The organism is Thalassobacter sp. (assembly GCF_982993085.1).
This window is the reverse complement of record NZ_CEZFMW010000050.1, coordinates 1-24,797: the sequence shown is the minus strand read 5'-3', so window position 1 is coordinate 24,797 and position 24,797 is coordinate 1. Positions and strand designations below refer to the sequence as shown.

At 54.9% G+C, this 24,797-nt stretch carries 21 protein-coding genes and 1 pseudogene; 8 read left to right on the top strand and 14 right to left on the bottom strand.

Annotation, left to right across the window (positions count from 1 at the left end; translation table 11 throughout):
* Positions 1 to 323: 323 nt before the first annotated feature.
* The 3 genes from AC4GMC_RS09605 to AC4GMC_RS09595 are packed head-to-tail and all read right to left on the bottom strand — an operon-like array spanning position 324 to position 3,443.
* Complete coding sequence (locus AC4GMC_RS09605) at positions 324 to 1,385, bottom strand: glycosyltransferase family 2 protein (protein WP_487877011.1); 1,062 nt, start codon at positions 1,383 to 1,385, stop codon at positions 324 to 326.
* Positions 1,378 to 2,331 (bottom strand): glycosyltransferase, encoded by a 954-nt coding sequence (locus AC4GMC_RS09600; RefSeq protein ID WP_487877010.1) that lies wholly within the window; start codon positions 2,329 to 2,331, stop codon positions 1,378 to 1,380. Before AC4GMC_RS09600 ends, AC4GMC_RS09605 begins: the two co-directional genes overlap by 8 nt.
* A gap of 8 nt (positions 2,332 to 2,339) precedes the next feature.
* The gene (locus AC4GMC_RS09595) at positions 2,340 to 3,443 is read right to left on the bottom strand and encodes a DegT/DnrJ/EryC1/StrS family aminotransferase (RefSeq protein ID WP_487877009.1); all 1,104 of its coding nucleotides are present in this window, start codon (positions 3,441 to 3,443) and stop codon (positions 2,340 to 2,342) included.
* Positions 3,444 to 3,576: 133 nt separating this feature from the next.
* On the opposite strand from AC4GMC_RS09595, the gene AC4GMC_RS09590 reads away from it, so the two are divergent.
* Both AC4GMC_RS09590 and AC4GMC_RS09585 read left to right on the top strand, forming a co-directional pair.
* Positions 3,577 to 4,128: a GNAT family N-acetyltransferase gene (locus AC4GMC_RS09590; RefSeq protein WP_487877008.1), complete on the top strand. Its 552-nt coding sequence runs from the start codon at positions 3,577 to 3,579 to the stop codon at positions 4,126 to 4,128.
* Positions 4,129 to 4,227: 99 nt separating this feature from the next.
* Positions 4,228 to 6,030 carry an ABC transporter ATP-binding protein gene (locus AC4GMC_RS09585; protein ID WP_487877007.1) on the top strand — a complete coding sequence of 601 codons (1,803 nt, stop codon included), beginning with the start codon at positions 4,228 to 4,230 and terminating at the stop codon, positions 6,028 to 6,030.
* Positions 6,031 to 6,035: 5 nt separating this feature from the next.
* Here AC4GMC_RS09585 and AC4GMC_RS09580 read toward each other — a convergent pair whose 3' ends face one another.
* Both AC4GMC_RS09580 and AC4GMC_RS09575 read right to left on the bottom strand, forming a co-directional pair.
* A complete protein-coding gene (locus AC4GMC_RS09580) occupies positions 6,036 to 7,259 on the bottom strand; it encodes a glycosyltransferase family 61 protein (protein WP_487877006.1) in 1,224 nt (407 codons plus the stop codon).
* Between the two features lie 19 nt (positions 7,260 to 7,278).
* Entirely contained in the window at positions 7,279 to 7,704 is a 426-nt protein-coding gene (locus AC4GMC_RS09575) for a sugar 3,4-ketoisomerase (protein WP_487877005.1), read from the bottom strand.
* Between the two features lie 2,671 nt (positions 7,705 to 10,375).
* Here AC4GMC_RS09575 and AC4GMC_RS09570 point away from each other — a divergent pair.
* Entirely contained in the window at positions 10,376 to 11,434 is a 1,059-nt protein-coding gene (locus AC4GMC_RS09570) for a glycosyltransferase family 4 protein (protein ID WP_487877004.1), read from the top strand.
* A 60-nt stretch (positions 11,435 to 11,494) separates the two neighbouring features.
* On the top strand, positions 11,495 to 12,346 hold the full coding sequence (locus tag AC4GMC_RS09565; protein ID WP_487877003.1) for a glycosyltransferase family 2 protein: 852 nt from the start codon (positions 11,495 to 11,497) through the stop codon (positions 12,344 to 12,346).
* 240 nt (positions 12,347 to 12,586) lie between these two features.
* Here AC4GMC_RS09565 and AC4GMC_RS09560 read toward each other — a convergent pair whose 3' ends face one another.
* Positions 12,587 to 12,883 (bottom strand): DUF6476 family protein, encoded by a 297-nt coding sequence (locus tag AC4GMC_RS09560; RefSeq protein ID WP_487877002.1) that lies wholly within the window; start codon positions 12,881 to 12,883, stop codon positions 12,587 to 12,589.
* Here AC4GMC_RS09560 and AC4GMC_RS09555 point away from each other — a divergent pair.
* The 3 genes from AC4GMC_RS09555 (at position 12,873) to AC4GMC_RS09545 (ending at position 16,448) form a co-directional block, all read left to right on the top strand.
* The gene (locus tag AC4GMC_RS09555; protein WP_487879179.1) at positions 12,873 to 13,886 is read left to right on the top strand and encodes an RluA family pseudouridine synthase; all 1,014 of its coding nucleotides are present in this window, start codon (positions 12,873 to 12,875) and stop codon (positions 13,884 to 13,886) included. The two genes, AC4GMC_RS09560 and AC4GMC_RS09555, sit on opposite strands and share 11 nt — an antisense overlap.
* A 196-nt stretch (positions 13,887 to 14,082) precedes the next feature.
* Positions 14,083 to 14,976 (top strand): RNA polymerase sigma factor RpoH, encoded by an 894-nt coding sequence (gene rpoH, locus AC4GMC_RS09550; protein WP_038008043.1) that lies wholly within the window; start codon positions 14,083 to 14,085, stop codon positions 14,974 to 14,976.
* A 158-nt stretch (positions 14,977 to 15,134) separates the two neighbouring features.
* Positions 15,135 to 16,448 carry an isoprenylcysteine carboxylmethyltransferase family protein gene (locus tag AC4GMC_RS09545; RefSeq protein WP_487878465.1) on the top strand — a complete coding sequence of 438 codons (1,314 nt, stop codon included), beginning with the start codon at positions 15,135 to 15,137 and terminating at the stop codon, positions 16,446 to 16,448.
* Between the two features lie 4 nt (positions 16,449 to 16,452).
* Here the strand turns inward: AC4GMC_RS09545 and AC4GMC_RS09540 are convergent, their stop codons facing one another.
* Complete coding sequence (locus AC4GMC_RS09540) at positions 16,453 to 18,273, bottom strand: M3 family oligoendopeptidase (protein WP_487878464.1); 1,821 nt, start codon at positions 18,271 to 18,273, stop codon at positions 16,453 to 16,455.
* Between the two features lie 49 nt (positions 18,274 to 18,322).
* Positions 18,323 to 19,045 carry a CAF17-like 4Fe-4S cluster assembly/insertion protein YgfZ gene (ygfZ, locus tag AC4GMC_RS09535; RefSeq protein ID WP_487878920.1) on the bottom strand — a complete coding sequence of 241 codons (723 nt, stop codon included), beginning with the start codon at positions 19,043 to 19,045 and terminating at the stop codon, positions 18,323 to 18,325.
* Positions 19,046 to 19,119: 74 nt separating this feature from the next.
* On the opposite strand from ygfZ, the gene AC4GMC_RS09530 reads away from it, so the two are divergent.
* A complete protein-coding gene (locus tag AC4GMC_RS09530; RefSeq protein WP_487877978.1) occupies positions 19,120 to 20,319 on the top strand; it encodes a pyridoxal-phosphate-dependent aminotransferase family protein in 1,200 nt (399 codons plus the stop codon).
* Positions 20,320 to 20,354: 35 nt separating this feature from the next.
* On the opposite strand, the gene AC4GMC_RS09525 is transcribed toward AC4GMC_RS09530, so the two are convergent.
* From AC4GMC_RS09525 to groEL, 6 genes and pseudogenes are all read right to left on the bottom strand, one after another.
* Positions 20,355 to 20,555, bottom strand: coding sequence for a hypothetical protein (locus AC4GMC_RS09525; RefSeq protein ID WP_487877977.1), 201 nt, complete (start codon positions 20,553 to 20,555; stop codon positions 20,355 to 20,357).
* A 60-nt stretch (positions 20,556 to 20,615) separates the two neighbouring features.
* Positions 20,616 to 21,737, bottom strand: a complete 1,122-nt coding sequence (locus AC4GMC_RS09520) for a pyridoxal phosphate-dependent aminotransferase (protein WP_487877976.1) — start codon at positions 21,735 to 21,737, stop codon at positions 20,616 to 20,618.
* 7 nt (positions 21,738 to 21,744) lie between these two features.
* Entirely contained in the window at positions 21,745 to 22,512 is a 768-nt protein-coding gene (locus tag AC4GMC_RS09515) for a LysM peptidoglycan-binding domain-containing protein (RefSeq protein ID WP_487877975.1), read from the bottom strand.
* Between the two features lie 235 nt (positions 22,513 to 22,747).
* Positions 22,748 to 23,386: an esterase/lipase family protein gene (locus AC4GMC_RS09510; protein WP_487877974.1), complete on the bottom strand. Its 639-nt coding sequence runs from the start codon at positions 23,384 to 23,386 to the stop codon at positions 22,748 to 22,750.
* Positions 23,387 to 23,576: 190 nt separating this feature from the next.
* Positions 23,577 to 24,431 carry a DMT family transporter gene (locus tag AC4GMC_RS09505; protein ID WP_487877973.1) on the bottom strand — a complete coding sequence of 285 codons (855 nt, stop codon included), beginning with the start codon at positions 24,429 to 24,431 and terminating at the stop codon, positions 23,577 to 23,579.
* 154 nt (positions 24,432 to 24,585) lie between these two features.
* Positions 24,586 to 24,797 (bottom strand): annotated as a pseudogene (groEL, locus tag AC4GMC_RS09500) (chaperonin GroEL); the annotation flags it as partial.

Below are 24,797 nucleotides of genomic sequence, written 5' to 3'. Positions count from 1 at the left end.
CCCAGCTGGATTCAGACAGTGAATCCCTCACACCATTTGTGCAACAAAGCTGATTCACTGGCAAGAATTTGATGCAACCATACCTAATGAGCATAAGCAAAGGGTAACTTAATTTACGCCAAACACTCTCCGACTACTGGGATGCAGTTTAACGGCAGGATACTCGAAGTCTCTACCTGTCAAGCACGAGGGATCATCCAAAGAATTGAAAATGTATTTGAAAGACCAAGTCATCGTCCAGTTTGGAAATACTTCAATGACTTCAGTCCAGGAGCGATTTTAGCATTAGCACTGCTTCTAAATAGCATAACCTATAAAGGCGCCTAGAAAATATTCTTGCCGTATGAACGCCGGTCGCTATCACTAATATTCATTTTTTGGCGACGTCGAGCGGCATATGCCGAAAGATTGGCCAAAAATAAAAAAAACCACTTCGATCCTTGTGCGCAGGCATAGAGTGACTTTTTAACCGGGCTGCCAGTTAACTGCAATCCTTCTAAAAGAGATGCACGGAATTCGGTTGTTTGCATCTGACGCCAATTTGCTAACATGCGAGCATACTCTCCACTCAAAGAGGGGTTGTTGATAATTATCCCCTGCATTCGAATGACTGTGCGCATGGCTCGCAACGCGCACGGGCCATGCACTACAGAGCATGCCGAATCTTTAGCTAAGCGCCATACCATCAAAGCATTTTCAGCTTCATCCAGTCGCATCCGCCCCGGTTTTTTGGTGACCGCGCCCGGATTATCCTGCCGGTAAAAAAACACCCCATCACAGAATACAACCTCCCTGCATGCCAAAAAAAATGTCCGTGCTGTATACTCGTCTGCAAAAGCTCCAAACGTAGTGAACCCCTTGTCTTTCAGGAATGATATCGGCCACAGGGCATTGCCAGGGATGGTCCAGTCGAGAGACGCGACAAAGGCCTCGTGCCCTGTAAGGCGTGCATCGTGGTCTCCACGAAAGCCTGTAATCCTGCGTGGAGCTTTGCGTTGATTTGTGCGATTTTCGTAATAGTATTCGACGTCTGGCACGACGGCATCTGCGCCAGTTTCCTGCGCGCGGGTGTGCAATTTTTCCAACCAATCTGGGGAAAATAAATCATCCTGCGAGCTGTAGACAAACCGCGCACCGCGGGCGTGAGCGGCGGCAAAGTTCACGGCCTTGGCTGCACTCCCCAAATTGGTGCCGGTATGCAGATATTTGAACCGATGGTCTTTGCTAGCATGGGCAAGCAGAATATCTGGGCTGATATCACTTGAGCAATCGTCGATGCACAGAACCTCAAATCTATGAAAACTTTGCCGGCTGAGAGCCTCCAATGTCTCTCGCAAAAAGTATGCACCATTATGAATTGGCAAAACGACGGTAATATCAACCATAGGAGGCCCGCTTTGCAGCGCGTTTGAATTTACGCAAGTGTCGCCGTTCCTTGTGCAGGACATACAATCCAAGTAGCGGATGCGCCACGAAGGACTTCGTAAAGCTGCCAGCATAATAGGCCTGCCCCAGCGCGGCCTTTTGGGCCTCTACACGCAAAACCTCTAATACCGGATGCTGCCTAGGCAACCCAAACTCTAGAGCATCTCTGATGCGCTGGCGCATTACGGCAGTGGCCACAGCGAACGAGTGGGCGCGCCTTGAGGTAAACCCTACCGGCTCCATGTCGTACCTGTCGGCGCTGGTTATGCCCAAGCCAAGACGATATTTCACCAAACGCTCCGGCAAGACGCAGATTTTCTCCTCCAGCGCGGCACGAAAGCCCAGCACCAGATCTTCGTAGGCGTCGGCGTCAAGAGCGCCGTAGCGTTCATAAAGGCTGCGGTGCCATGCGCCAGTAGCTCCTATATAAAGTGATTTGGATCGTGCGATTTTCGCAGTATCGGTTGTGTGATAAAATGTTGCCCTGTGGAACTCTCCCTCAAGCTCCACGCCATCCGCTCCTATGACATGCGCATGGGAACATACCAGTAAAGGTGACGCTTCCGCTGCGAATGCCCTTGCAATGCGTTCGGCGCGATGCGGCAGAGAAATGTCATCGCCTGCGGCGGCAATAAGAATATCGCCGCCACTGAGTTGGTGCGCCTTCTCGATATTGCCAGCCAGCCCAAGGTTTTGCGCATTTCGGTTCAGGATGATTGTATGCGGCCCGGTGTAGCCCGCGACTACAGCTTCTACTTTGGAAAAAGTATCATCGACGGAGGCGTCATCGGTGATGACGATCTCCAAAGGTGGCCCAGTCTGGGCTAATGCGCTGTTGACCGCCTCAACGACGGTTGCGCTTTGGTTATAGGTCAAAAGGATATAGGAAAGCGTGGCGTGTGACATGAGTGGTACTATAGCTTCGGTGCGATCCGGTTCACGGCTTCGATCACCCTGTCTTGATCGGCGTGGCTCATTTGTGGCCCGATAGGAAGGCTGAGCATGTCGTCGGCGAATGTTTCGGCCAATGGAAACATCCCTTTGGTATAGCCACACTTAGCGTAGGCTACCTGAAGATGCGGCGGAATGGGGTAATGGATCATGGTGCCGATCCCCTCGTCGGCCAAAACCTGCATCAAGGTATCTCGGCGTGGGTGGCGCACTACATATAGGTGCCAGGCAGGATTAGCCCAGTTGGGCACGTGCGGCGTGGTGACCCCGGCCAATCCATCGCTGTAACGGCGTGCAATAGTGCGACGGGCTTGCGTCCACTCATCAAGGTGCGTCAGCTTCACCCCCAACACGGCCGCTTGTATCGGGTCAAGGCGGCTGTTAGTTCCCTGTTCCTCGTTAACGTACTTCACCCGCGAACCATAGTTGCGCAAAGTGCTGATATGCTCGGCAAGATCGGTATTGTTAGTTGTGACGGCCCCTGCATCTCCCATCGCACCGAGGTTCTTGCCGGGATAAAAACTCCAACAGACAGCATCGCCGTGCGCCCCTACTCTGATGTCTTTATACGTGGCACCATGCGCTTGCGCGGCATCCTCGATCAGGAACAAATTTCGCGCGCGGGTCACAGCCAGAATAGGATCCAGATCGGCAGGTTGACCGTAAAGATGAACCGCAATGACAGCACGCGTTCGGGGCGTGATTGCTGATTCAAGCAGGGCGGGATCCATATTGTAGGTCTGAGCATCAGGCTCGATCGGGATGGGCGTGGCACCTACGGCAGACACGGCTAGCCACGTGGCAATGAAGGTATTAGAGGGCACGATCACCTCTTGGCCGGGGCCCACACCAAGAGCGCGCAAACTTAGAACTAATGCATCCAGCCCATTGGCAACACCCGCGCAATGGCTTGCTCCACAAAAAGCGGCAAAAGCTGCCTCGAATATCTCTACTTCGGGGCCCATTATGTACCAACCACTGTTGACCACGCGCGCCACTGCGGCGTCGATGTCGTCTTGAAGGGCCAGATATCCAGCGCGCAGATCAAGGAAGGGGATGGCTGCCATATTATTCTCCACAATAGTCGACGAACCATAACATTTTTGCAATCTAGTACAACGCTCTGTATGCACTAAGTTAGTCGACTTGCGCAGCTTCGGCTGGGCAAAGTAGATTGCGCACAACAAATAGGTTTACAGAATGCAGCATAGTGATCTCTCGCAAGTTGACGGTGTGTCTTTGTCCCTACGGTTGGTGCAGCCTCATGACGCCCTCTACATCCACACTTTGCGGATGGACCAGGCCTACAGCACGCATCTATCTGCGGTAACAGGCAGCGTGGAGGATCAGGTGGACTGGATCACTCGCTATAAAGCCCGTGAAGCAGCGGGTTCAGAGTATTACTACCTAATCAAGCGGCGCGAAGACGAGCAGCCTTGCGGTGTGGTGCGCTTGTACGACATAACTTCGGACCGGTTCACATGGGGCAGCTGGATCCTGGATCGCAACAAACCTCCAAAGGCGGCGTTGGAAAGTGCGGTTCTGATCTATAAAATTGGCTTTGAAATCCTGTTTAAAAGAGTCTCAGTGTTTGACGTACGCCGCGATAATCATATCACGCTGGCATTTCATCGACGATTTGGTGCGTTAGAGACTGGGCTATCTGATCAAGATGTGTTCTTTGAATATCAACGCAAGCAATTTAAGTGCGATATCAAGAGGCATATGGCAGTCATAATGCAAGCGTCGTGACGCCGAGTTGCAAAACTGGACGGCTACCCTCTCTCATACCCCAGCCCTTTTTCAGATCTAGAAAAAAACCCTTAGCACAAGAAGCCATAGCAGAGAAACATGTTTAAAGCTGTAATCGCTACTATTAATGGCAAAATGGTCATCCGACTGCTGCGTGAGAACTTCCGCCTGCAACTGCCCAATTATGGCATTGCGATTGCTGCAATGGTTGCAATTGCAGCAACCACCGCGCTTACTGCATGGATTATGCGCGACATCATCGACTCGATGATTGGATCCGACGATAAAACCCAGGTCTTTCTGGTGGCGGCGGCAGTTGCTCTAATTTTCACAATTAAAGGGGCTGCCACCTATATTCAGGTCGTATTTCTGAGCAGAGCGGGAAACAACATCGTCGCGACCCAACAACGACGCCTTTACAATCGCATACTTACGCATGGAGTGTCTTTTTTCAACGATCAGGATTCTTCGGATTTGTTAATGCGTGTGACTTATTCCGCGCAGGCAGCCCGCAGGGTGATCGATACAATCGTTATGGGGTTCGTGCGAGATTTGCTTACTCTAATAGGGCTGGTTGCCGTCATGGTATATCAACAACCCACCCTTTCGTTGTTTTCGCTGATCTTCGGCCCCATTGCCCTGTTCGGGATCCGCAAGATCCTCAAACGTGTGCGTGAAATAATGGAAGCGGAAATGACTTCCATGGCGGAGATAATCAAGGTCATCCAGGAAACTTCTGTTGGCATCCGGGTGGTCAAAGCGTTCGCTCTCGAAGACCGAATGGCAGATCGGATGAAAGTTGCCGTCGGCAATGTGGAAAATAGGGCAAATGCGATTGCCCGCCTTGAAGCTGCTACTAGCCCCTTGATGGAAACTTTGTCCGGGTTTGCGATTGCTGCTGTCGTTGCTTTGAGCGCGGTCAACCTGTTTGGCGAAACAAATAGCACCCCCGGTGAACTGATGTCTTTTGTCACAGCTTTATTGATGGCTTACGAGCCAGCCAAGCGCTTGGCGCGAATGCGGGTCAGTGTCGAGGCAGGGATGATTGGTGTGGGGATGATGTATCAAGTGATCGACATGCCGATTTCCATCACCCAAGATCCTGACGCTCAGGACCTACCTGAGGGATCCAGCGCGGTGCAGTTCCATAATGTAGCTTTTGAATACCAAAGCGGCCAAACCATCTTGGATGGCCTCGATATCAGCTTTGAGGCGGGCAGGACGACGGCTCTTGTGGGGCCTTCAGGTGGTGGTAAGTCCACGATCATGAACTTAATCATGCGGATGTATGATCCTACCTCTGGAGCGATAGAGATTGATGGATGTGATTTGCGAAAGGCAACTTTTGCTTCCCTTCGTGAGAAGATCGCCTTTGTCGGTCAAGATACCTTTCTGTTTGCTGGCACTATCCGCCAGAACATCGCTCTTGGTTGCGCGGAAACCACTGAAGAGGCGATCATAGCGGCAGCTATGGATGCAAATGCCCACGAATTTATCCTCAAGATGGAGAACGGATACGACACAGATATTGGGGAAAACGGCTCAAGCCTATCTGGCGGCCAACGTCAGCGCTTGGCTATCGCCCGCGCCATCCTGCGTGACAGCCCCATACTGTTGATGGATGAGGCCACTAGTGCGCTCGATTCCGAAAGCGAGCATCTGGTCAAGGAAGCCCTAGACCGCCTGACCCAAGGCCGCACCACGATTATCATTGCCCACCGCCTGTCCACAGTCATCAATGCCGACAAGATTGTGGTGATCGCAGACGGAAAAGTGGCCGAGGAAGGCACGCTATTCAACCTTTTGGAAAAGAAGGGGCTGTTCCTCAAGCTTTATAATCGACAATACAACGACGGAGCATTGCCTGTCACCCCAGACGCTCCCACTCTTATAAGCGGCTGACTTCGCTAAAGTAGCGCATCTAAGTGGTCGGAAAACTCCTTTGGGGTCAACACGTAGGATGCACTAAAGGCTTCGTAACTGTTTCTTATGGTAACATCTGCATCGACAAAGCAGTATGTGGTCTGGCAGCCGGCGACATGCCCCAGATTAGAAAAGAAACACGCGCCATCGTATTCCTTTAAGGACCAGATCAGGCTTTTAGTGCCCGGACGCATAAATATCGAGTTGGCCCATGCTGCTCCGCTTGGGCCTGCTACAAAATCGGCGTTATACATCATCTGCACTTGCTCGCGGAAACTTAGCTTTTCGGGGCGCATGATCACGAAGCCTCTGGCGCGTGCCACCTCTACAATATCATTTTGATTGTAGGACCGCGTGCCAGGGGCGCGCGCAAAAAAAAGGCGCTTAGGGCTATGTTCGTTATCTGTAACAGCTAAGCGCTCGAGGGTTTGTGTACGAAACTGCTGCATTACACCGATATTGTTGATGTAATCTTCAGGCTCGGGCCACAGGTGGTCGTGCATGTTGAAGGGGCCAGACACAGGCGGTGGGATGATCACCATTTCGCCTACGCGATAATTTTTATCACGGTCGAGACCGATCACCGACCGCCTACCGGCAAAAAGGTCCAGGGCTTCCCTAAAAGTACCCCCTGACAGGACTTCCTGGGGCACAAGCAATGGATAATGATCATAGTCCTTAGGCAGGTTTTGCAACAGCATAATTGTCGGTAAGATCTCAATTAACCAGTGGTACCAGTTGGTTGCTCCCGGTGCGACGGCGCAGAGGCCTCGCGTGAGGTAGCTTTCTGCGGGGGATTTAAAATAGACGACGTTATTTGCTTTAATCAAACTGGAGCGCCCGAATTCCCGTTTGAACCGATGTTTCTGATCCAGCTCCTTTTGCCAGACAAGAGCGACATTCTTCTTATGCATCGCCCCTGAGTAGGGGTCCAACCGTGTATTTTTCAAGATGATAGGCTGGACTACCGGCAATGGCGCGCGCAGCATCAATTTGTCTTCATAAAGCGCTTTGGGCTTTGCGACCTCGTTGTATGAGGCCGGAAAAACTGGTGGTAGTGTACCCGCTGCATGGGCACCAAATGTCCCTGCCTCCGCGCGTTCATACCGGAGCGTGCGCAAGATAGCTTGCGATAAATAAGTTTCCGTCAGAAGTGGGGTTTGGGCTTTGACTAATCGCTTCAAAATGCTGCGGCGAATATTGGTCATATAAATTCTTACTTTGAGTTCAGGTGTAGGTAGCCGCGAGAAAATCGTCATAGTCACGATAGTAGTCGGCTTCATCGTAGGGATGCGAGGCCAACACCATACAAACCGCTCCTTGGCTGAAATTGTCCATCTCACGCCAGATCAGCTTGTTGATGTAAAGGCCGCGTCTGGGATCGCGCAGCACATATTCCGACTTTGACTTTCCATCATCGACACTGATTCGAAAGCTACCGGATAGGGCAAAAACAACCTGTTGTAGCTCACGGTGAGCATGGCCGCCACGGTCTGCATCGACCGGCACGTTATAAAGATAGTAAACACGGCGAATATCAAACGGGACATGTTTGCCTCCTTCCACGAATGTCAGGTCGCCGCGTGGATCTGAAATTACGGGTAGATCAATCATGCGGGCGTGACCGCTCGGTGTTAGGCTGCGTTTTGTCATCGTTTGTCGTTCCCTAGTTGCCGCCAATCAGCTCTCTACATAAAAATAATATTAAGTCTTAATTAGTTTTGCCTTAGGCGCTGTCCGCACACAATGGCCTACTGCTATTAATGCGCTCTTATGTGGGCGAATAAGCGGCATTTGCGAAATACTTGCAACAGTTATCCGGCGTGAAAATATCACGGGCTTTACTGATAGTATCAAACAGGTCTGTGAGAGGACTCACGCAGATGTGTTTTCAGCTGTGAGGAAGCTTGCTCGAACAGGTTCTATTCGCAAGTGTAGGGCGGCAAGCGCATGAGCCAGAGGACCTAGTTCGTAAGGGCAGTGATGGAATCAGCGGCTTTGCGGGCCACAAGGGTATCAAAACTCACAATAGCTTCAGGCTCAATTTCGCAGTCCAAAGTGTTGTAGAATAGAAGGCAAAAGTCTCCCCGTCCATTACCGTCGTGATTACTCTCGTTGCACTCAGCTGATCCGTGGCCTAGCAATAGCGTGCTGGCATGCGAGTAGAGCTAAGGGGGAGGTGATCTGGCTCGCAAGGAGCGGCCTGAATAGCCTCCAGCCTTTTCCGAAAACGTGATCAAATCACGTTTTCGATCATAACTTAACTCAGGCTGCCTTTGCGCCAACCGCCGTGCTGGTTACAGGCCTATGGCCAGCGTCGAGTAACCACTATCGGTTTATTTACCTCGTGCTTTCGTAAAAGAACAAATCCGACTGCATGAGGTAATTGCCAATTTGACGGAACGCTTCACTTGCTTGTGCCCTTCTTAGGGCCATAAGTCGCAGTACACTGGCAGCTAACAGGCTGGACCGGGATCAAATTCTTTAATTCCGGTTAATGGCGGGCCTGCATGACTGCTCGCCATTGCCAAAAGTTTCCGACTGCACGGGTCTGCAACGTAACCCTGCTAGTAACCCGGTCTTGCAGGGAGGCTTTGGGGATTTTCTGGGCGAGGTGCTTCTCACCCGTTGAACTGCGTCCCAGTAGAGTAGAGTAACTGACGTAAATTGAGTTACTCTTTGCTTTTGCTCATTAGGTTTAGTTGCATCAAATTCTTGCCAGTGAAGCACTGGTTGAGGGCGTCCCGCTAAGTGAATGGTAGCATTGCAGAACTCGATCCATTTTCTGATGTCTGCCTTGACCTTTGATCCGGTCTCCAAGGCATGCAGGTGAGCACATGGTATTTCAGTGCTCACCGGAGCCGTTCGACCAAGATGTCGTTTAGGAACCTACCCTTGCCGTCCATCGAAATGCGGATGGATGGGCGACGCAACAGGACATTACAAACAAAAGACTTGATCTGGTAACTTTGACGCATGTTCATTATGTTTGACGGCTCAAATTTGTGAATCGCTGCGCTGAGCACAACGACGCAGAAACCAGCATCCAGCATGTTTGGTATAAGCCAAGCCAGCACTCGGCATGTGTGTCAAGTGATCATAGCGATCAGATAGAGAAACCCACGCCGCAAGGGAAAATAGCTGATGCCGGCGCACCAAACCTGAATGGGCCAATCCATTCACAACCCACGCATCAGGTGAGGGTAGACATTGCGATTCTTAACCGCCTTGCTTGTGTTGGCTTCTGGTAGATGAGCATTAAAGCCATCAGCTGCATTAAGCGCCAGATCTGTTTTTCGTTTCCGGTTCTCGCTCACCAAGTGGTCCTAGTTGCACGGGTCCCATGTCAGCTACCACACACCGTAACACAGCGTCTCCAGAAAATGTTTACCAATCAAACATATCAGGTGAAGGTTCGGGGTGGCCTCGCCTTTCGATTGGTAATAAAAAACGAACGCGAGATCGACAAAACGGCGCACTGCTTTCTGACAGATAGAGCCGAAAAGTGTGCTCCAATCCCCCTACGCTTACTCACCGATCCAGAGCTTGAGTTGTCAGCTCCAAAAAAGGTTGGCAACTGCCCCCCCTATCTTGCGCACAGGTCTTTGACCTGCTCTTCTTCGGCCGCCGCGCTCAAATACGCTAGGTACACCTGCAAGCAGGGCCCGCTTCCATTGATGTATCATCGTCGGATGTACGCCAAACCGATTGGCCAACCCGCTGACCGTCTTCTCGCCTTACAACACCTCCGACACAACCCGAGCTTTAAATTATGGTAATGTTTTCACTTCCAAGACGACATATCTGGTCTCCTTCGTGAAAAAGATCAGCAGACCACAAAGCGCAGATCACGTCAGCGTCCGAAACTCGTCGCGGTAGCCCAGAATGATCAGCAAACCCATCTTCAGTAAATAGAAAATGATATCGACGATCTCACGCGCATCAGGTGATGGTTTTTTAGTTTCGATGCTACTTTATTGGCAGGTGTGCCTCCTATCAGAAGGGAAGGCCAAATAACGCTAAATTTTCAAAAATTGCTTTGAACGATCTTGAGGACAACGTAGCGCGTTATGAACTGCATACCGAAGCCGAGTAAGATAATAGTTGCAACACACGTTCTTGGGCGGACCTCGTTGCAGATCCACTAAAGGCAAAAACCATACCACCCAGGGTGCTCAAGAAATACTACAAATTGTAATTTCAGATCTAGCTGAATTGCGCCGTCAAGTGTCGCCTATCAAAAAGTGTAATTTTCTATGGCATTTAACGGCGTGTTTCATTAGGCCGCAAGTTAACCCCGAGCGTCGGCAAACAGGATCTAAGCATGAAGGTTAACCCTAATACCATTGACATCATCGCCCCGAACCTGAAGCGCCGTTACTCAGGTGTATCCTCAACTGTTTTTCGGCTTGTGCCCGTGCAGGCAGAAACGATCGCAATCGCAACGACTGGGCCGGTCTTGCCAGGCGATATTCCACAATTTTCGCTCGCAAGGCTGCCATTTCTATCACGTTCAGGCCCCTCTGGCTACCGCGTATGGCATTCTCGCAGAAACATCGAAATGTTGGCCGGCATGCTTCTAAAGTATGTTTTACGCAAGAAATTGAAGCTGGTTTTTACCTCAGCGGCACAGCGGCGTCACAGTGGATATTCTCGCTGGCTTATCCGTCGCATGGATGCGGTTATTGCGGCCTCTGGGAAGGCAAAGTCATACCTAGGGGTTCCCGCAACAGTTGTCTTGCACGGAATTGATACGCACGAGTTTGCCCCGGCTCCGGATCGTCGGGCTTTGCGGATAAAGCTCGGCCTTGATCCCAATGCATTGATAGTTGGCTGTTTTGGACGCATCAGGGCCCAAAAAGGAACCGATCTTTTTGTTGAGGCTATGATTGATCTTTTACATCGTCATCCGACGGCCCAAGGGATCATCATGGGCGGGGTAACGCGTGAACAGCAAGCCTTCGTCGATGAATTAAAGCGTAAGATTGGTGCGGCAGATCTTGCTGATCGCTTGCGAATTCTGCCCGAGGACAAAGACTTTACGATCGCGCCGTGGTTTCGGGCCATCGATATTTACATGGCACCGCAACGCTGGGAAGGCTTTGGCCTTACACCTCTTGAAGCCATGTCGTGCGGTGTGCCGGTTGTCGCGACGCGTGTTGGCGCTTTCGAAGATTTGATCGCGACCAATGAGACAGGGTTTTTAGTGCCTCCTAACGACGTTCCACAGCTGATTGAAGCGACAGATAAGCTGATGAAGGATGCCGCATTGCGCAACGCAATGGCGAAAGCCGCCCGGCTGAAGGCTGTCGAACAGCATCAAATCGCGCACGAAGCCAACGCGATCAATGAAATCTACCAGCGTCTTCTATCGGAAGGATAGGACCCAAGCTTTCTCGTTTCTCCGTGAAAGCCACTGCGACTTGCAAGAAGGAGCTGAACCTTGTCCAATACGAAAGTCTCAATAATAACTGTCTGTCACAATAGTATGGCGGTTCTTCCAACGATGTTGAGTAGCATCCATGCAGATACTCCCGTTATTTTGGTAGACAATGCGTCACCAGAGACGGATGCGTTACAGGAATTGGCTGCTGCTCACGGGGTAACACTCAAACTAAACGACGAGAATGTTGGGTTTGGCGTTGCGTGCAATCAAGGTGCAGCAGGAGCCGAAACCGAGTTTTTGTTATTTCTCAACCCTGATGCGGAACTGCAACCAGGCGCTCTTGAGGCACTTCTTGAGGCCGCTGAAAAATATCCAAAAGCCAGTGCCTTTAACCCAAGGATACTAGACTCAAAAGGGGGGCAGAGTTTTCGTCGTGGGTCAAAGATCAAGCCACGCGAACGGCTCAAAGGTCCAATACCCACGAGCGACTCCGAAGTGAGCGTACTATCAGGTTCGGCGATTCTCTGTCGTAGGACTTTGTTTGAGAATATTGGTGGCTTTGATCCCGCTATCTTTATGTATCATGAAGATGATGACTTATCGTTGCGGTTACGAGAACACGGCCCGCTCATGTATTGCCATAATGCAAAGGTCGTTCACCTCAGCGGGCACGGCTCGCCCCGGTCGCCTGAAATCGCAGCTTTCAAAGCCTATTATTCAGCGCGTTCGCGCGTTTACGCGCTGGGGAAGTACGGTCACCCCAGGCCAAGACTGAGTACATTTCGGGTCGCGATACTAAAATTGTTTGAACCTGACAATTTACTATCCAAAAGGAAGCGTTCGAAAAACATAGGATTTATGCGCGGCATTATCAGCGCTTGGCAAGATAATGGGCGTCACGAACGGTAAGCCCATAAAACCTCGTTTTTCGGAGCAAGGGTGCAACCACCTACCCACTTGCGACCCTCAACGCGTTTGTCCCTTCAAAAGTGCTCATTGAAACCACGAGTCGCTCGAAGACGACCACACTTTTCCAATGCAATGCTTGAGCATCGACGACAAATCCGCACTGTCCAAATACCACTATTCAGCCTACAGCCTGTAATATTGAACAGGCCCATGTTTGCATTGTTCCAGATCGAAGCTAAACTATTGGCCCGTCAACGGAACCTCTTGGCGAAGCACCCCGTCGCTTCCGAAGAATAGCACGCGAGCGTCTTCGGTTACCACGATCCACCAGCCATGACCTTGTGTAACAGCCTGCACAACGGCCCCATCGGGCAACTGTAATGCATCCGGCGCGGTTACAGGGGCCGGGAAGCGCGTGACAAGCAGGCCGACCACGACTATCACGCCGAGGATCATCACCCCCGTCAACACCGTCACCAGCGTTTTGAGCAGGCGAAGGTGGGGCGGCAATTCAGGAAAATCGTCTTTGGCAGACACACGCGTTACCTTTGTTATCAGGGAAAATCCCCCTGCCCGTCTTGATAAGGCGATCGCGCGCGATGTGCCAGAGCAAGCCCACCTCAGCCGGTCGCGGCTTGCGCGTTTGGTGGCGGACGCAGCCGTGCAGGTCAACGGGACGGTTGTGACCGATCCGCGATCGAAATTGACTGAAGGTGACGAGATCGCAATCACCGTCGAAATCACCCAAGACCTAGAGACCAAGCCAGAGGACATCCCCCTCGATATTCGGCATGAAGATGACGATCTGATCGTGATCCACAAACCTGTTGGCATGGTCGTCCACCCTGCCCCCGGCTCCCCCGGCGGGACATTGGTGAACGCACTTTTGCATCACTTTGATGGGCGTTTATCGGGGGTCGGCGGTGAAAAGCGCCCCGGCATCGTGCACCGTATCGACAAAGACACCAGCGGGTTGCTTGTGGTCGCCAAATCAGACGCCGCCCACCACGGGCTGGCCAAGCAGTTTGAGAAACACACCGTTCATCGCCGCTACCTTGCGCTGTGTTATGGGACGCCCAGCGCCTCAGACCCACGGCTGCGCGGCGCAAAGGGCACCAGCTTTGAGCCCGGCAACATCCTCAAAATCACGACTATGCTGGCCCGCCACAAAACGGACCGGCAACGTCAGGCGGTGTTGTTCACGGGTGGGCGCCATGCGGTTACGCGCGTGCGGATTGTTGAAGATTTTGGTGCCGCCGCCTTGGTCGAATGCTGGCTCGAAACTGGGCGCACTCACCAAATTCGCGTGCATATGGCCCATGCGGGGCACGCCCTGATCGGGGATCAAACCTATGGCGGGCGACGCAAATTGCCCAAACTTCACCCAGGGCTAGAGGATGTGCTCCGCTTCCCCCGACAGGCGCTTCACGCGGCTGAATTGGGCTTTGTGCATCCTGTCACACAAGAAGACATGCGGTTCGCAGCCGACATGCCTGCGGATATGCAAGCACTGCGCGACGCGTTAAGCGGTCTGGCATAATCCGCGGCACACATGTGCTCACACGCACGTTACTTATGCTTCAGTCCGATTGAAGCGCACCAGCGCAGGCTCTATATTGCTGAGCCACGGGGCCGAAAACCATCAGCCCCACTTGAAAACCGTTCAGCCGCTGCCCACGTTAAGTGGAAAGTAAAAGAAATTAACATGCTATTCAGGGGGCTTCGCCATGTCCAACATGTCCGCTTATGCCAATCTTCCCGCTCCGTCGCCGGAACAGGGACTGAACCGATACCTGCAAGAAATTCGCAAGTTCCCTATGCTGGAGCCAGAGCAAGAATACATGCTCGCCAAACGCTGGGTTGAGGAAGAAGACACCGACGCTGCACACCAAATGGTGACGTCGCACCTGCGCCTGGCTGCGAAAATTGCGATGGGCTATCGCGGCTACGGACTTCCGCAGGCCGAGGTAATCTCTGAGGCGAATGTCGGCTTGATGCAGGCCGTAAAACGCTTTGATCCCGAAAAGGGCTTTCGGCTTGCGACCTATGCGATGTGGTGGATTCGCGCCTCGATCCAAGAATACATCCTGCGGTCATGGAGCCTTGTAAAACTCGGCACGACCTCGGCCCAAAAGAAACTGTTCTTTAACCTGCGCAAAGCCAAGGCCCGCATCGGCGCGTTGGAAGACGGCGATATGCGCCCCGAAAACGTGAAGCGGATTGCCACTGATCTGGGCGTGACCGAGACCGAAGTGATCTCCATGAACCGACGCATGTCTGGGGGCGATGCCTCGCTCAATGCGATGATTTCGGCCGATGGTGAGGGCGCAACAGAATGGCAGGATTGGCTTGAGGATGACAGCGCGGACACCGCTGGCGACTATGCCGAAAGTGATGAGATGAAGGCGCGCTTGTCGCTTATGGAAGACGCCATGGAAGTCCTCAATGAGCGGGAGCGTGACATCCTTGTGCAACGTCGCCTGTCGGAAGAAACGATCACCCTAGAGGACCTGTCCACGCAGTATAGCGTCAGCCGCGAACGCATTCGCCAGATTGAAGTGCGCGCATTCGAAAAGCTGCAATCGCGGATGCGGGAATTGGCTAAGGAAAAGGGTATGCTGCCCGCCTAACCTGCATATCAAACTTATTCAAAACGCCCTGCCCGCACCTGTGGGTGGGGCGTTTTGCTTATGCTCGACGGGTCTTTTGCCGCGATAGTATCCGCATTTCGTCCCATTTCCGCCCGTTTGCCATGATCAACCAAATCAAAGCAAGCAGGGGACACGCCATGGCATCGCCGCCACCCGAGATACCGAAATCCGTGACAACAGGCTGGATCAATTTGGTCGGCCTTGCCTCTGCCACCGCTGCGTTTTTCGTTGTGGCACAAGCCCCAACAACCCCAGTGATCTGGGTGGCCTTTGCACTGATGTGTGCCTATGCGGTGCCCATCGCCGTGCTTGAGCTGGCTCTCAAACGGGTCCACCGCAACGCAAGTAGCGGGATCACCCCAAGCGCCCCACGCTATGACATTTTGCGCAGTATAACCAAGTTCATCGGCCTCATCACGATGCTTGGCGCCGTCATAGGCTTTCACGCCCTGTTCCGCGTTTACCCGACCCAAGACCTGATGCCGGCAGTCGGACTGTTGATCCACTTGGCCCCTGTTCTGCTGGTCATATCGTTTCTCTATATCTTTTGGGTCGACGCCCGGATGACGCAACCGCATGACGGATATTGGCAGATTGGCGCATGGCTCACCCGCCAATTGTGCCAAGTAGAGTATGCAGGCCTGCGCCATTTCCTGCTTGGATGGGTGATCAAAGGGTTCTTTCTGCCGATCATGTTCAGTTATCTTGTTAACACAATCGCAGGCAGCGCGCCGATCAGCACTTGGGCCACCCAAGACCTTGTCACCCTCACTCGGCACCTGATGATGCTCGCGCTGCTGCTTGAACTGATCGTGGTGTGCGTGGGTTACACACTCACCCTACGCCTGTTTGACGCCCATATTCGCACAACCAACCCCGCACTTTGGGGCTGGGTAGTAACCCTTGTCTGCTACCCGCCCTTTAACGCTGTTATCACAGGGCAAATTTTCAGCCGTGATACCGGCGTGCCGTGGCATGAGACGATCCAAGCCTATCCGCTTTTGGCCGGGCCGTGGCTGGCATTGCTGTTGCTAAGCTTTGGCATTTGGGTGTGGGCAACCGCGTCATTTGGCTTGCGCTGGTCCAATTTAACCAACCGAGGCGTGGTGACCTGCGGCCCGTACCGTTGGATGAAGCACCCTGATTATATGTCCAAGGTCGTGTTCTTCTGGCTGACTTCGGCACCATTTCTAGCGGCTGTTCCGATCCAAACCAAAATCGCCGCGACGGCAGGAATGATCGTCGTCACGATGATCTATTTTGGCCGCGCCAAGGCCGAAGAACTGCACATGTACGAAGACCCGGACTACGTGCGCTATGCCACTGCGCTGAACACACGGGGGCTCTGTGCGCCGCTTTACCGGGTGTTTCCAGCTTTGGCGTACAGCGCGCCCAATCACGCGCTGCAGGCCGTTTCACAACCAAACGTCCGCCCGGTCCCAGCGGAATAGCCGGCTAGTCTTCCATCGCCTCAAGCTGATCGATGAACCCTTCGATCATCGACAGGCCCTTGGACCAGAACGCAGGGTCACTCGCATCCAAGCCAAAGGGCGCCAAAAGCGCCTTGTGATGCTTGGAACCTCCTGCGCGGAGCATCTCAAAATACTTCTCTTGGAAGTCCGCATCGCCCTCTTCATAGACCGCATACAATGCGTTCACGAGGCCATCGCCAAAGGCGTAAGCATAAACGTAGAACGGCGAATGCACGAAGTGCGGGATATACGCCCAGAAGGTTTCATACCCCTCCATGTAGTCGAACACGGGGCCAAGGCTTTCGGCCTGCACCGACATCCACAACGCGTTAATATCGTCCGGCGTCAGTTCGCCTTCACGGCGGGCATCGTGAAGTTTGCACTCAAAGTCATAGAACGCGATCTGCCGCACGACCGTGTTGATCATATCCTCGACCTTGCCAGCCAGCATTACCTTGCGAGCAGCATCGCTATCAGCATTCTCAAGCATCTTGCGGAAGGTCAGCATCTCACCAAACACACTTGCCGTCTCGGCCAATGTCAGCGGGGTTGAAGACAGCAACTCCCCCTGCTCTGCGGCCAGAACCTGATGCACGCCGTGGCCCAATTCATGCGCCAATGTCATCACATCACGCGGCTTTCCGAGGTAGTTGAGCATCACATAGGGGTGCACGGTCGTCACGGTTGGGTGCGCGAATGCGCCGGGGGCCTTGCCCGGTTTCACCCCAGCGTCGATCCAACCTTTGTCAAAAAATGGCTCGGCCAATTCGCCCATGCGCGGGTCAAACGCGGAATACGCGTCCATGACAGTTGCCTTCGCTTCATCCCAGCCGACAGTGCGCGTGTCCTCCATCGGGAGGGGCGCGTTACGGTCCCAGATCTCCATCGCTTCAAGGCCCATCCACTTGGCCTTGAGCGCGTAATACCGATGCGACAGGCGCGGATAGGCCTCAACCACTGCATTGCGCAGGGCCTCAACCACTTCCGGCTCTACGTGGTTTGCCAAATGGCGGCTCATCTGAGGGGTCTCTAGACCACGCCACCGGTCAGAGATTTCTTTTTCCTTGGCCAACGTGTTGTGCACACGCGAAAACGTCCGCACATTTGCACCAAACACACGCGCCAATTCACGGGCCGCCGCCTCACGCTTGGACCGATCCGGGTCCGACATAAAGTTCAACGTGCCTTCGATGTTGTATGTTTCGCCATCGACCACAAATTCGAGCCCGGCGATTGTTTCGTCGAACAATTTGTTCCACGCGCTCGACCCGACAACCGATTGATCGTGCAAAAACGTCTCTAGCTCATCCGACAACTGATAGGGTTTCATCGCTCGCATCCGGTCCAACACGGGGCGGTAACGTGCCAAATCCGCGTTGGCACCATAGGCGGCCTCTAGGGCGTCATCCTCAAGCGAATTGAACTCAAGCGAGAAGAACACAAGCGCCGTTGTGAACGTGGTAATCTTGTCCTGCATGTCGGACATGAATTTCGCGCGGTCCCCATCGGTCGTCTGCTGATAATAACGCAGCCCCGCATAGGACATGATCCGCCCGGCGATGACGTCGATTTCTTCATAGCGCTTGATACACGCAGCCATTCCGTCCGCGTCCAGCCCAGCCAGTTTGCCCTGATAATCTGCGGCAAACGCGGCGCATTCGGCCTCCAGCCACTCAAGATCTCGGATCAGTTCTGGCGCGTCATCGGCGGCGTACAAATCCGTCAGATCCCATTCAGGCAGGTTCCCCAATGGCTCCCCTTTGGCATCGGAATGGGCGTCGCGGGGAAGGGGTGTATCAAACATCAAAAAAAACCTCTTGGGTATCGGGATATATTGGAAAAGGTAGGGCGTATTACGCCGCCGCCACCTCTGCGCCTGCGGCCTGCATAGGGCCGGTGGCGCGGTCAAACCGTAGATAGGCCAAGCCTTTGCCACCAGATTGCGTAAACAAGGTGCCGGCAGGTTTGCCTTGGGTCGTGATTGGGGTGCCGACGGGCACATCTTGACTGACTGTGACCTGCATCAGGCCTTTTTTCAACTCAGTCTTATGCTTCATCCGGGCCACGATTTCCTGACCAACAAAGCAGCCTTTGCGGAAATCAACGCCGTGTAAACGCTCAAACCCCATCTCAAGGATATAGCTGTCGCCAACGATCAATTCGATCCCGCTTTCTGGGACCACGTGTGTCACGCGCAGCTGATCCCAATCGGTGCCATCGTCGCCGTCTTGTGTGCCGTACAGCCGCCAACCAAGCGCGGGATCGCGTGGATCGGCCATCGCACCCTCGGGTGCAGGCCCAGTCCCGCGGGACACGCGCAGCCCGCTGTCCGCAATAGCCACATCAGAGCGTAGCTTATACATCGACAGCCGCCGCCCCAAATCAGCCGCTAGGTCTGTTGCAACGTCCACAAAAATAGCATCCGCTTCCTGCCACTGAAAGAAATCCGCAAGGTATTTGCCCTGAGGGCTAAGCAGTGCGGCGTAACCCAAACCCTGCTCAGGCACGTCATTCGACACGAGCCCATGCAAAAACTTCAGCCGGTCTGCACCAGTGATCTTGAAAACTGTGCGCATTATGGCACCTCCTTGGCATTAGAGATAAGACCTATGGCAACTGCCACAAGCGCAAACAACAGGAACCTTCAAAAATGAGTCTCGCTCACGGCCGCCATACGCTCGCCATCCCAGGCCCCTCCGTTATGCCCGACCGCGTTTTGCGCGCCATGCACCGCGCGGCGCCAAATATCTATACCGGTGAGTTGATCGACATGACGCATTCGCTCATTCCCGATCTAAAGGCCGTGGCACGCACGGCGCACAACGTGACGATCTACATCGGCAACGGCCACGCCGCGTGGGAGGCTTCGTTGGCCAACACACACTCTCGGGGCGATCTTGCACTGGTGCCCGCGACGGGCCAGTTTGCCCACGGCTGGGCCGCCTCTGCGGAAGGGTTGGGCATCCGCACCGAGGTTATCGACTTTGGCAAACGCAGCCCGATGGACGCGGCCCAGATTGAGGCTCGGCTGCGCGCCGACGCAAATCATGAGATCAAGTCGGTGCTGATGGTCCACGTCGACACATCCTCATCCGTTCTGTCGGATGTAGCCGCGATGCGTCGAGCGATTGACGCCGCAGGTCACCCCGCCCTGTTGATGGTTGATTGCATCGCCTCATTGGGGTGTGACCGGTTTGAAATGGATGAATGGGGTGTCGATGTGATGATCACCGGCTGTCAAAAGGGCCTTATGACCCCCCCCGGCATGTCCTTTGTGTATTACAACGACCGGGCCGATGCCGCCCGTCAGAACGCCAATTGCGTCACTGGCTATTGGGATTGGCGCCCCCGCACAAACCCAGACTACTATTACAAATACTTCAACGGTACTGCCCCGACCCATCACCTGTATGGCCTGCGTGAGGCATTGGACATGATTGTCCACGAAGAGGGCATCACTGCGGTCTGGGCCCGCCATGAAACCCTCGCCCGCGCGCTTTGGGCCGCCTGCGACGCCTGGAGCACACAAGGCCCGCTGGAAATGAACGTCGCAGACGCCGCGCACCGCAGCCGTGCCGTGACGTCCCTGCGGATCACCCCGCCGCTGGGTACCGCCTTGCGCGATTATCTGACGGATCAGATGGGCGTCACCCTCGGGATTGGGCTGGGCATGGCCCCGCCTGACGCCCCTGAATGGCACGGATTTTTCCGCGTCGGCCACATGGGCCACGTCAATGCGCACATGATGCTGGGCACATTGGGGGCGATTGATACCGGCCTTAAGGCGCTGAGCATTGAACATGGTGAAGGCGCCATGTCAGCTGCCGCGCAGGTATTGGCAGGACGCTAGCCTTTGCTAGTACTTTCTAGGGCCTGGTATGGGCCCTAGTCACGCACCGTCACGACCTCGGCGCGCTTTTGCAGCTTATGTGCGAGCCACGCATGGGCAAAACTGCACATCACAATTGCCACCAAAAATCCCCAAACAGCCCAAATCGCGATCAGGGCAATCATCATCCAGACGAAAGCCATAGCCAGAAAGGCATTTGTATAATCCGGCGCGCGGCCGACGGGATAGTTCTTCATCACGCACCTCGTATCACGAGCGAGTTAACTAAAGTTATACGTGATGCGTGTTTAGAAAAGTCAAATTTCCGTGCAGCGGGCCAATGCGCGGGGCAATGCCCGTTCAAACGCCATCATGTCCGCTTTTTGCCCACAAGACACGCGAATACAGCGGTCTTGCGGGGCCCTAAGCGGCATGCGCACAAATATGCCCTCAGCACTGAGGGCCGCAACCAAGGCGCGGGCAAAATTACCATCACGCCCACAATCCAGCGTCACAAAATTCGCAGCCGAAGGAAGTGCATGTAGCCCATTTGCCGCCCCAATACGCGCGATTTCAGCCCGTGATATCGCAACTTGCGCCCGAACATGATCCAGCCAATCAGGGTCTCGCAGCGCGGCCAATGCCCCCGCCTGAGACACCCTCGACATCCCAAAATGGTTACGCACTTTGTGGAAGGCGGTGATCAACGCTCGTGGCCCAATCGCATACCCCACGCGCGCGCCCGCAAGGCCATATCCCTTGGAAAAGGTCCGCAGCCGGATCACGCCCGGCGTCTCGGGGTCGATCCGGGGGGCGGTGCCTTGGGGCGCCACGTCGATGTAGGCCTCATCCAGCACCAAAAGGCTGCCGTGCGGCACTGCAGCTACAACTGCTTCCATCCGCGCGGCATCGTACCAACTGCCCATGGGGTTGTCCGGATTGGCGAGGTAGATCAGCTTGGCCCCGACCTCAGCGGCCTTTGCCAAAAGCGCCTCGGGGTCCTCATGATCATCACGGTAAGGCACTGTGTGCAGCGCGCCGCCAAAGCCCGCCACATGGTAGTTAAAGGTGGGATAGGACCCTGCCGAAGTGACCACCGGATCGCCCTGCCCGACAAACAGCCGCACCAAGGTGCCGAGCAAGCCGTCGATCCCTTCGCCAACCATGATCTGATCCGCGTCGACGCCCAGATTATCGGCCAATGCCATCCGCAAATCGTAGCTTTCGGGGTCACCGTACATCCACGCGTCGCGCGCCGCATCTGTCATGGCCGCGATGGCCTTGGGTGATGGGCCAAAGCCGCTTTCGTTTGCGCCAAGACGGGCGTCAAATTGCGCACCGCGCGCGCGTTCTTGGGTTTCGGGGCCGACGAAGGGTACAGCCGCAGGCAGGCTTTCGGCCAGAGGTGTCAGGCGAAGGGGCGGCTTCAAAGATGTCATATGTGTCTCAGGGCAAGCGAAGGGTCTGACCCGTCTGGATTGCGTCAATAGAGGGAAGGAGATCGCGATTAGCGTCGAAAATCCGTTGGTAGGCGTCACTGGTTCCATACTGGGCGCGGGCGATGGACAGGAGGCTATCGCCGGGCTGCACGACGTATGTGCCACCACTGCGCGGCTCTGCCGCAAGTGCCGCTTGCGCGATCAAAGCCTCAATCACCGGATCCAGCGGGAGACGAGGGGCGGGTTCGGCGACGGGTGTGGGGACTTGAACGGGTGCAGGGGGCTCAACCAACGGCGCGGGATCCGGGCGAACCGCGGCGTGTTCTGGTTCCGCTGCTGCTGGACTTTCCGGCGCTGGCGTGGGTTCAGCCTGCGGCGCGGGCGGCGGTACGGCGATTGCGACGGGTTCGAGAACCTCGTCAGGCAAAGCGGCGACACGCGGCTCGGGCGCATCCTCCTGTGGGGCGGGTGTAACCGCAGGGTTTGCGGGCAGATCGACTGGGGCTGGTGCACTCTCGATTGCGGCGGTTTGCGCGGGTTCTGGCTCTGGGCTCTCGATGATTTGCACCTCAGGGGCCACTATTGCGATCTCTGGCGCGCTTTCCGGCAGTTCCACGACAACCGGCACGGGTGCGCTGGGTACATCTGCACTTTCGGGCAGGATTTCGATGTCTGTGGCCGTCGCTGTCACCTGTTGCTGATCCACCGGCCCAAACCATAGGCCAAGGACTGCCGCACACAACAGCCCTGTGTAGATCATGAACAAACGGATCATCACAATTTCCCTTTACGGTCACGTACCAAGCCCACCCAAAGAATTTGCGATGGGCGTAACAAAACCGATGCTGATACTCTTACAAGCCCTCTGTCGCACCCTTGTTGCGGGTTTGATTTATAGCCAGAGGACAGGCTGCTCGAATATAAAAACGGTGGCGAAAAAGTGGCAAAAAGTCAACCTGTAGCGCGTGCCGCATCACGGATCGGCATATATAGGTCGTCCACACATGGGGCTATTGCACGAGGGCGTCCCACAACACTTCGCCCAGCGTTAGGTCCGGCACGAACGTCTCGGAGTCCAGAAAGGACAGGGTCTGCGCAATAACCCGCGGGTTGTTCATCATGAATGTGTGGGTTACGGGCAGGGTCAGATGGGCCTTCATACCCGCCACTTTCGTGGATTCCACCGTGACTTTGCCATCGTCTTCGCCGGGCAGAATGGAGGAATAAAACGCATTCAGGCTGCGGTTGCCCGCGATCACGCCCAAAGAGAACGGCACCGGGCCGAGTTGCGCAGGGATGTCATCAGGCCCTGTGCCAAGCGCTGTGCCGGCAGGCCCGTTGAACCACTCAAACCCCGGCACCTCCTCGAAGGTATCGACTAGTTCGGAGCCGTTGTTGGGAGGGGCCAGCATTACCACGCGGCCCCATTCGGCCTCTGGGTGCGCCTTGGCCCAAACACGCGTAAGTATGCCACCCATCGAATGGGTCACGACGTTCACATCCCCTTCTGGCACGGCGGCTGCACACGCCCGCCGCGCAGCTGGAAGGGTATCTGAAGCAAGGTCCGACAGTTTGCCCGAGCGGGACGGATAACTGGCCGCCACCACGTGGTAGTCTGCCTGCTCCAACGCCTCTTGCATGACCAGCATTGACGCATCCGTTCGCGCCAAACCATGGAGCAAGATCACACAACCCCGAGGGGCCGCTTGCACGGATGCGCACCCCAATAAGGCAAGGCTTGTTACGGCAATGATGAATGAGCGTTTCATACCCCAAACATAGGGGGGCGGCGGCGCTCTGACGAGGGGGGCTACGTATAACGTAACGCCACACGTAAATTCATTGCGACCGGTACGGCGCCTTGCGACCTGACGGCACTGTTGCCAGTGCGATGCCGCCCAGAACAACCGCGCAGGCCAGCACGACCGGCAGCGTCACGGGTTCCTTTAGCAGTAGCGCGCCGCCAATGACCGCAATCACAGGCACGCACAATTGGGCAACACCCGCCGTCGTCGTGGCCATTTGCGGTAAAACCACAAACCAAAGGGCATAGCCCAAACCAGACGCAATCGCGCCTGACGTCACAGCGCAAACCAATCCCAGCGGTGTGACCACACCGCCCCACCAAAGCGGGGCCGCCAAAAGCAGCACGCCTGTGCTGAGCAAAAAGTTGCCCGCTGAATTGCCCAAAGCCCAATCGGACGATTTGCCCATATAAGTATAAAGCGCCCACCCCGCGCCGCCCAAAACCATCCACGCGACACCAACCAGACTTGTTCCACCGCCACCGCCGGGCAGAAGTAACAGGGCCAAACCGCTCATCGCGATGCCCATACCCAGCCAGCGGCGCGGGCCGATGACCTCACGAAAGGCAACGGCAGCGCCGAACAAACACAACTGGACGGTGGCGAACAGCACCAGCGCGCCCATACCTGCCTCAAGCGTCAGGTAGCTAAGCGAAAAACCCAAGAGATAAACACTCAGCCCGATCACAGACAAAAGTCGGGTGTGCCCCGTGATCGGCACCCTGCCCCGCTGCCACAGAGCAATGACCCCCAAAAAGACCGCCCCTGCCCCGACACGGATCGCAGCAAATGTCAGGGGGTCCATGCCATCCGCCACCCCTGCCCGCGTCAGAAGCGAGTTGGAGGCAAAAAAGAGCATCGTGAGGGCCGTGAGCGCAAAGAGTTTCATGGCGCCACTCAGGGGGCGCGCGCGGCAGGATGTCAAACGGTTTGCATCCATCCGTCAGGCGGACGGCTATCGGAACGCCCAGATATGACAAAGGGCCCACAAGGGGCCCTTTGCACTGCCGATCCAAAAGAGCCGGCGCATGACGCTAAGCGTCTTACATCATGCCGCCCATGCCGCCCATGTCGGGCATTGCAGGTGCGCCGCCGCCGTCTTTGGACGGCTTGTCAGCAACCATGGCTTCGGTGGTGATCAGAAGACCAGCAACCGAGGAGGCATCTTGCAGAGCAGTGCGGACCACTTTGGCAGGGTCGATCACGCCGAACGAGAACATGTCGCCATATTCTTCGGTCTGTGCGTTGAAGCCGA

Coding starts and splice junctions, on each gene's coding strand:
- AC4GMC_RS09605 (WP_487877011.1), bottom strand. CDS start 1,385: ATGGTTGATATTACCGTCGTTTTGCCAATTCATAATGGTGCATACTTT.
- AC4GMC_RS09600 (WP_487877010.1), bottom strand. CDS start 2,331: ATGTCACACGCCACGCTTTCCTATATCCTTTTGACCTATAACCAAAGC.
- AC4GMC_RS09595 (WP_487877009.1), bottom strand. CDS start 3,443: ATGGCAGCCATCCCCTTCCTTGATCTGCGCGCTGGATATCTGGCCCTT.
- AC4GMC_RS09590 (WP_487877008.1), top strand. CDS start 3,577: ATGCAGCATAGTGATCTCTCGCAAGTTGACGGTGTGTCTTTGTCCCTA.
- AC4GMC_RS09585 (WP_487877007.1), top strand. CDS start 4,228: ATGTTTAAAGCTGTAATCGCTACTATTAATGGCAAAATGGTCATCCGA.
- AC4GMC_RS09580 (WP_487877006.1), bottom strand. CDS start 7,259: ATGACCAATATTCGCCGCAGCATTTTGAAGCGATTAGTCAAAGCCCAA.
- AC4GMC_RS09575 (WP_487877005.1), bottom strand. CDS start 7,704: ATGACAAAACGCAGCCTAACACCGAGCGGTCACGCCCGCATGATTGAT.
- AC4GMC_RS09570 (WP_487877004.1), top strand. CDS start 10,376: ATGAAGGTTAACCCTAATACCATTGACATCATCGCCCCGAACCTGAAG.
- rpoH (WP_038008043.1), top strand. CDS start 14,083: ATGTCCGCTTATGCCAATCTTCCCGCTCCGTCGCCGGAACAGGGACTG.
- AC4GMC_RS09545 (WP_487878465.1), top strand. CDS start 15,135: ATGGCATCGCCGCCACCCGAGATACCGAAATCCGTGACAACAGGCTGG.
- AC4GMC_RS09540 (WP_487878464.1), bottom strand. CDS start 18,273: ATGTTTGATACACCCCTTCCCCGCGACGCCCATTCCGATGCCAAAGGG.
- ygfZ (WP_487878920.1), bottom strand. CDS start 19,045: ATGCGCACAGTTTTCAAGATCACTGGTGCAGACCGGCTGAAGTTTTTG.
- AC4GMC_RS09530 (WP_487877978.1), top strand. CDS start 19,120: ATGAGTCTCGCTCACGGCCGCCATACGCTCGCCATCCCAGGCCCCTCC.
- AC4GMC_RS09525 (WP_487877977.1), bottom strand. CDS start 20,555: ATGAAGAACTATCCCGTCGGCCGCGCGCCGGATTATACAAATGCCTTT.
- AC4GMC_RS09520 (WP_487877976.1), bottom strand. CDS start 21,737: ATGACATCTTTGAAGCCGCCCCTTCGCCTGACACCTCTGGCCGAAAGC.
- AC4GMC_RS09515 (WP_487877975.1), bottom strand. CDS start 22,512: ATGATCCGTTTGTTCATGATCTACACAGGGCTGTTGTGTGCGGCAGTC.
- AC4GMC_RS09510 (WP_487877974.1), bottom strand. CDS start 23,386: ATGCTGGTCATGCAAGAGGCGTTGGAGCAGGCAGACTACCACGTGGTG.
- AC4GMC_RS09505 (WP_487877973.1), bottom strand. CDS start 24,431: ATGAAACTCTTTGCGCTCACGGCCCTCACGATGCTCTTTTTTGCCTCC.